The sequence below is a fragment of the Mesorhizobium sp. M7A.F.Ca.AU.002.02.1.1 genome (assembly GCF_003998535.1).
Classification (GTDB): domain Bacteria; phylum Pseudomonadota; class Alphaproteobacteria; order Rhizobiales; family Rhizobiaceae; genus Mesorhizobium; species Mesorhizobium ciceri.
Genome location: NZ_RZPB01000388.1, coordinates 1 through 5,803, shown reverse-complemented (window position 1 = coordinate 5,803; position 5,803 = coordinate 1). Strand labels below are relative to the sequence as shown.

General features: G+C 60.7%; 8 protein-coding genes. 3 read left to right on the top strand and 5 right to left on the bottom strand.

Features of this window, described 5'->3' with window-relative positions; translation table 11 throughout:
• Both EN879_RS21850 and EN879_RS21845 read left to right on the top strand, forming a co-directional pair.
• Window positions 1–1,048 (top strand): zinc-dependent alcohol dehydrogenase (locus tag EN879_RS21850; RefSeq protein WP_164774509.1); only part of this gene is annotated, 1,048 nt, incomplete at its 5' end.
• 9 nt (window positions 1,049–1,057) lie between these two features.
• Window positions 1,058–1,606: a hypothetical protein gene (locus EN879_RS21845; RefSeq protein WP_063170835.1), complete on the top strand. Its 549-nt coding sequence runs from the start codon at window positions 1,058–1,060 to the stop codon at window positions 1,604–1,606.
• 29 nt (window positions 1,607–1,635) lie between these two features.
• Here EN879_RS21845 and EN879_RS21840 read toward each other — a convergent pair whose 3' ends face one another.
• Complete coding sequence (locus EN879_RS21840) at window positions 1,636–1,851, bottom strand: hypothetical protein (RefSeq protein ID WP_013525008.1); 216 nt, start codon at window positions 1,849–1,851, stop codon at window positions 1,636–1,638.
• 76 nt (window positions 1,852–1,927) lie between these two features.
• On the opposite strand from EN879_RS21840, the gene EN879_RS21835 reads away from it, so the two are divergent.
• Window positions 1,928–2,743 (top strand): methyltransferase domain-containing protein, encoded by an 816-nt coding sequence (locus EN879_RS21835; RefSeq protein ID WP_063170836.1) that lies wholly within the window; start codon window positions 1,928–1,930, stop codon window positions 2,741–2,743.
• A 462-nt stretch (window positions 2,744–3,205) separates the two neighbouring features.
• On the opposite strand, the gene EN879_RS40080 is transcribed toward EN879_RS21835, so the two are convergent.
• The 4 genes from EN879_RS40080 to EN879_RS21820 form a co-directional block, all read right to left on the bottom strand.
• On the bottom strand, window positions 3,206–3,586 hold the full coding sequence (locus EN879_RS40080) for an alpha-hydroxy-acid oxidizing protein (protein WP_244514447.1): 381 nt from the start codon (window positions 3,584–3,586) through the stop codon (window positions 3,206–3,208).
• A gap of 168 nt (window positions 3,587–3,754) precedes the next feature.
• Entirely contained in the window at window positions 3,755–3,898 is a 144-nt protein-coding gene (locus tag EN879_RS40075; protein ID WP_244514448.1) for a hypothetical protein, read from the bottom strand.
• Window positions 3,899–4,027: 129 nt separating this feature from the next.
• Entirely contained in the window at window positions 4,028–5,104 is a 1,077-nt protein-coding gene (locus EN879_RS21825) for a TadE/TadG family type IV pilus assembly protein (protein WP_027163552.1), read from the bottom strand.
• 297 nt (window positions 5,105–5,401) lie between these two features.
• Window positions 5,402–5,803 (bottom strand): zinc-binding dehydrogenase (locus EN879_RS21820; RefSeq protein ID WP_164774508.1); only part of this gene is annotated, 402 nt, incomplete at its 5' end.

Genomic DNA, 5,803 nt, shown 5'->3' with positions numbered 1-5,803 from the left:
CCTTTACCACAACTACGTGCCAGCCATGCTGCCAGGCGACATTATGGGCCACGAGATGATGGGAGAGGTCGTGGAGGTCGGCAGGGGCGTCAACGGCGCTCTGAAGAAGGGAGACCGCATTGTCGTACCGTTCACCATAATCTGCGGTGAGTGCGACCAGTGCAAGAGACAGAACTTTTCGGTTTGCGAACGTACGAACCGCAAGAAGAACCTCGGCGACAAGGTGTTCGGGCACACCACCGCTGGTCTGTTTGGCTACACCCATTTGACGGGCGGCTATCCCGGGGGACAGGCGGAATACCTGCGGGTGCCGTTCGCCGACGCCACGCACGTAAAGGTGCCTGACAACCTTACCGACGAGCAGGTTCTCTTCCTCGGCGATATTTTTCCCACCGGATGGCAGGCCGCGGCACAGTGCGACATAGAGCCTACGGATACGGTTGCGGTGTGGGGCTGCGGCCCAGTCGGGCAGATGGCAATACGCAGCGCCCTGCTGCTCGGCGCCAAACAGGTGGTGGCGATCGATTGCCTGCCGGAACGGCTTTCCATGGGGGCGGCCGGCGGTGCCATCACCATTAATTTCGCCGAGGAAAGTGTCGTCGAACGGCTGCAGGAACTCACCGGCGCAAATGGCCCGGAGAAGTGCATCGATTGCGTCGGCATGGAAAGCCATGTCTCGCTGGCCCAGCCCGACACCGTCTACGATCGCGCAAAGCAGTTGATGCTGATGGAAAATGATCGACCGCATGTGTTGCGCGAGATGATCTATGTCTGCCGGCCGGCCGGCGTGATCTCGATCCCCGGCGTCTACAGCGGGCTGGTCGACAAGATTCCGATGGGACAGGCGATGAACAAGGGCCTCACCTTCCGCATGGGGCAGACCCATGTCACCCGTTGGACCGAGGATCTGCTGCGCCGCATCGTGGACGGCCAGATCGACCCTTCCTTCGTCATCACCCATACCGTCGGGCTCGAGCAGGGACCCGAGATGTACAAGGTGTTCCGCGACAAGCAGGACAGCTGCATCAAGGTTGTTTTGAAACCGTAGGGAATCGTCATGAACGTGGTCGCTAAACTCACCAACATCACCCGATCGCCTGGCGATCCCAAAGTGCTGCAGGCCGGGCCGAGTGTGGTCGGTGCCTTCGACGGCCTTGCTCGCAAGCTCGGCTGGTTCAGCATCGCGCTGGGTGTCGTCGAGCTGGTTGGTGCCGAGCGGATTGCCGGTGCGCTCGGCATGAGCGGCAAGCAAGATCTCATCCGAGCCTATGGGGCGCGGGAGATAAGCAGCGGCATACTCTCGCTTTCCGTGGACAAGCAGGCTGGGCTTTGGAGCCGGGTGGCTGGCGACGGCCTGGACATCGCGACGTTGCTGTCAGCTTATCGGCATGACAATCCAAAGCGCGACAACGTGGGCATTGCGCTTGCCGTGGTCGCCGGCATCGCTTTGCTCGACATCATCGGTGCGAAAGGCGTCACCGCGCGCCACTCTCGCAGGGGGACCAAGCCGCGCGACTACAGCGATCGCAGCGGCTTTCCCGCAGGCACTGCCGCAGCCCGCGACTTTGCCCGCTCTGAGCGCGGCCAGGAGTCCGGCGCCGCCTGACAGAGTGCCGACCTTCTGGGGTTCCAGCCCTAAAACCAGGTTACCGATTTTGAGCTCGACGAGATTGTAGCCGCGCAACTTGCTATCGGCCCGGCCCCATCCTGCACCATGCCGATTTCTACGCCGGATGCGACCTGCTCGCCACGCCCCAGGTGTGGGTGCGGCGCAGTGCCTGCGAATTCGCCGATGGCGCTGACGATTTCCCGGCCGTCAGCATCGGTGATGACGGTGGCGTAGCGGGTCATGAATCACACTCCTGAATCAGCGCGCGTTGCGGAGACAACCTATTGATGGGAAGCTGGCTGTTCGAGGAGGACAGCAATGAGCAACGTCACCACGCATTACGGCAGCGACGGCATCGTCGAGCGTATATTGGCCGCGATTTCCGATGCGAAGCCCGATAAAATCAATGCCGCGCAGCTCTATCCGTTCGACCAGCTTCACGGCCGCGAGCTCATCGCCACGCGAGACCATGGAGGTCGTCTTGCCCCCTCGCCCACCGACCGGATCCTTGATGTCGGCAGCGGCATTGGCGGCCCGGCGCGCTTCCTGGCCGCCACCTATGGCTGCCAGGTCGACGGTGTCGACCTCACACCAGTCTTTGTCGAGGCATCCGGCCGACTGACCATGCTCAGCGGCCTTGGCGACAAGGTTCGCTTCCACGAAGCCGACGCGGCGAAACTGCCCTTCGCCGACAACACATTCAACGCGGCAATCTGCTTCTATGTCGGGATGAACATCGCCGACAAGGCCGCCGTCATCGGGCAGGCTTTTCGCGTTCTGAAGCCGGGCGGCAAACTGATCTGGACCGAAGCCGTGCTGGCTGCCGGCGAGCCGAATTATCCCTTGCCCTGGGCGGTTGCGCCGGAAACCAGCCACCTTGTTGACCGGGATACCCTGAAGACCCTGTTCGCCGACGCGGGCTTCCATATTGACGAAGTCATCGACGAGACCGGCGAACATGTCGAACTGGCGATGCAAAGGGCCAGTTCCGGCATCATTCCTTCGCCTGTGCAACGTCAGGTCAATGAAATCGTGCTCGGCACCGAATTCGTGCAGCGACGCAAGAACTACATCCGTAGCCTGAACGAAGGCAGATTGGCATCGCTGGCCATCATCGTCTCGAAGCCTGCCTGATCGGAGCCTTGATCGTAACGAAGGGCAGAAACAAAAAACCCGCCTTGGGCGGGAAGTTGGCGCAACTCAGCACCAGAAGTAGCGACCGGCAACACCATGGTTCGCAGTTTCGTTCGGCTCGCGAACCACCGCCTTTCTATACCATTGTGCGACATTGTACACGACGGTGCCATTGTCCGTGCACTTCAGTCCGGCATCGATTGTGCTATAACGGCCGGTAAACGGCTACGAAGCCGGTAAAGGCAGTCAGTTGCATCGCGCTCCTGTCCTCCGTCCGAGTCATCCTCACGGCAAGTTCGACGCCAGTAGTCAAAATGCGAAGGCACGATTGTGGCCGACAGCAGACCGTCAGCTGTAAATCTAATCGGACATCCAGGTAGTCGGCGCTCGGCCGGACAAAGGGCGCGACGGAGGTGAAGCGAAAAGTGCAATGCTGAACTTGCTGAAAAATAGTTTCGGGCTTCACCAGATTACCGACCGGTCGATCTCGCCGATGCCGCCCGGCCTTGTCAGCGCCATTGCCATCTCCAAGTCTCGGCGAAGCAGGTTGATACAATGGGTTGCGCCCTCGGCACCATCGGTTGCCAGGTCGTAGACATAGGGGCGGCCAATCATGACTGCGGTTGCACCAGGGCAAGCGTCTTCAACGTCGGCGCGACGGCTCACGCTGCCAGCATGGATGATGGGAATCCGTCCGGCCACTGCACCGTGGTTCGAGACCGCGATGGCATCGACACCCGTTCCGATCGCCTGCTCAGCATCCTCAGGATCGAGGATGCTCTTCAGGATAAGCGGCAGGGTTGTCAGCGAACGCAGCCAGGCAATATCCGCCCAGGTCGGCATGGCCGACGCTGCGCAGTGCCAACTTTGAGCACGCCGGTGTTCCGGTCCTTGAAGTATGGCGTTGCGAGGCCGTCGGGAATTTTGAATCCTGCCCGGAACTGCCTACGGCGATCGCCTGGCTTCGGCATGTCGACCGCTACACAGATCGCTTGGCCAAGTGCCGTGCCATTAAAACCGCGATTGCTTTGCCGAGAGCAGGAACCAGACTGGAGACTGGCTCACCGCCACGCCATCCTCGATCGCTGCCGTCGTGAACACCGCTTCCGCCACTCCGGCGCCGCGCGCCGCCGCCACCTCGCCTTCCGGATGCACCAGCCGCTGATATGCTATCGGGCCAGGATGATCGGACGCGGCAGACTTTGCCCGATGAGCGTGATCCCGGTATCAAGTCTTGTCACACGCGCAGCACGTGCCGCTTTCCAAAGGCAAGAGATGCACCTCCTACTGTGTCAGGGCCGTTATCGAGGGGCGCTTGTTGAAGTCGCACTTGCCGGTGACGCTGTAGAAGAAGTCGGCATTTGAAGACGGCGTCGGCACGGTTGTGCCGCCGTCCTCCCAGGCTTGATAGCTGGTTACACCACAAGGCACGATGGTGAAGATGTCGACCTTCTGCCCAGTCGGGGTCTCGGTCAGGTTGTTCGCGTCCACGCCGCTGTAGAGTCGGTTGGAGGTGGTCGGATCATCCGACTTTAGGTACTTCGGGTTGCCCGATGGCACGTACATCTGCAGGGAGAGGCCAGCCATCTGGCTGACGTCGATCGACGCGCCGGCGCTGTTGGCTGGGTACATGGTGTTGAGGCAAGTGGTTGAATATTTCTTGGTGCCGCTGGTCTGGAGTATCGCGTCTGCAGTCAGACCCGTGAAGGTGCTCACGCTGGCGGTGGTGCAAACTTGCGACTGGACAAGCGTCTTGATGTCGGCCCCGCCGTTGTTGGTGATTGTGTACACATTCGTTGTGCCGTAGCCTTTCGGATCACCGAAGCCGTTATAGGTATACTCGATCGACATCAGCGGCTTGGCCACCGTCGCTCCAAATGTCGTGCCGTAGAGCGTCATCGTCTTGTTCCACCAGCCCGACACCTTGGAAACCTTGAAGGTAGTCTGCACCAGGGCCGGCGTCTTGCTCGCCGCCGACCCAACGGCGACCGGCACCGTGTTGATCCTGGCGATCTGCATGAACACGGTGGGCATGGAGTAACTTGCCATGGCCTGCGCGGTGGCGGTGCCATTGGCGGAAACCACAAAGCTGTTCAGTGTCGGGGTACCCAGGCCATGGTTGGCGATGAAGGTATCCTGCAGCATAGTCTGGCGCTGCGCCAACGTTGAGGTTGTGTCCATACCGGTGATCGATAGGACCGCGGCATCCAGCGCCTGCTGCTCGTTGGACCGGGTCTGGACCGCCCTGGTATAGTCGACCGAGAACCCGATGGCGGTGATGATGGGCGCCAGCATGAAAACAAACAACGGGGCCATCGAACCGTCATGGGAACGCGCGAACCGCCCAACAATTCTCAGCATGTTTCTACTCCCGACGGACATTAGCCTACGCGCATATACCACGCGACGGCAAAGCAAGGTCTAAAGCTATCGATCAATGTTTAATCGTCTCTCGCCGCTAAGCCTGGGTCTTTGCCTCCAGGCTTCAGATTCAACAAACAACGCAGTATTGGATCAAAATCTCGCCAGCTACCGGGATTGCTGCAGGCAGAGGCTAGCGAACTCGAACTCCCAAGATGCAATCACATCTGACGCTGCGGCATTTGCCGCGGACCTTAGGCTTTCAAGGAGAGGAACTGCCCTCTCTCCCCCGAGTCCTCACGGCCGAACGCGGATGACCGTCTTTCCCGCACGCCGCTCGGTCGAATTGAAGGTGGCGACGGCATCTTCAAGGCTGGAGACCTTGCCGATATTCGTCCGCAGTCGTCCGTCCCGGATCCGCTGAACGATCTCCCAAAGCTGGCCGCGATCAGCCTCGACGACGAAGTCAATCGCCAGGCCATCTGCAGGTCGAATATCCGTCGGTCCAACGACTGTCACAAGCGTTCCTCCGGCCCGGATCAGGGCCGCGGACCGCTTCTGGATATCGCCGCCGATGACGTCGAACACCAGGTCGACGCCGCCAACCTCCTCCAGTTTGTCGTTGTCGAGATCGACGAACTCATTCGCGCCGAAGTCGAGCGCCTTCTGGCGGTCGGCGGCGCGTCCGCTGCCGATGAC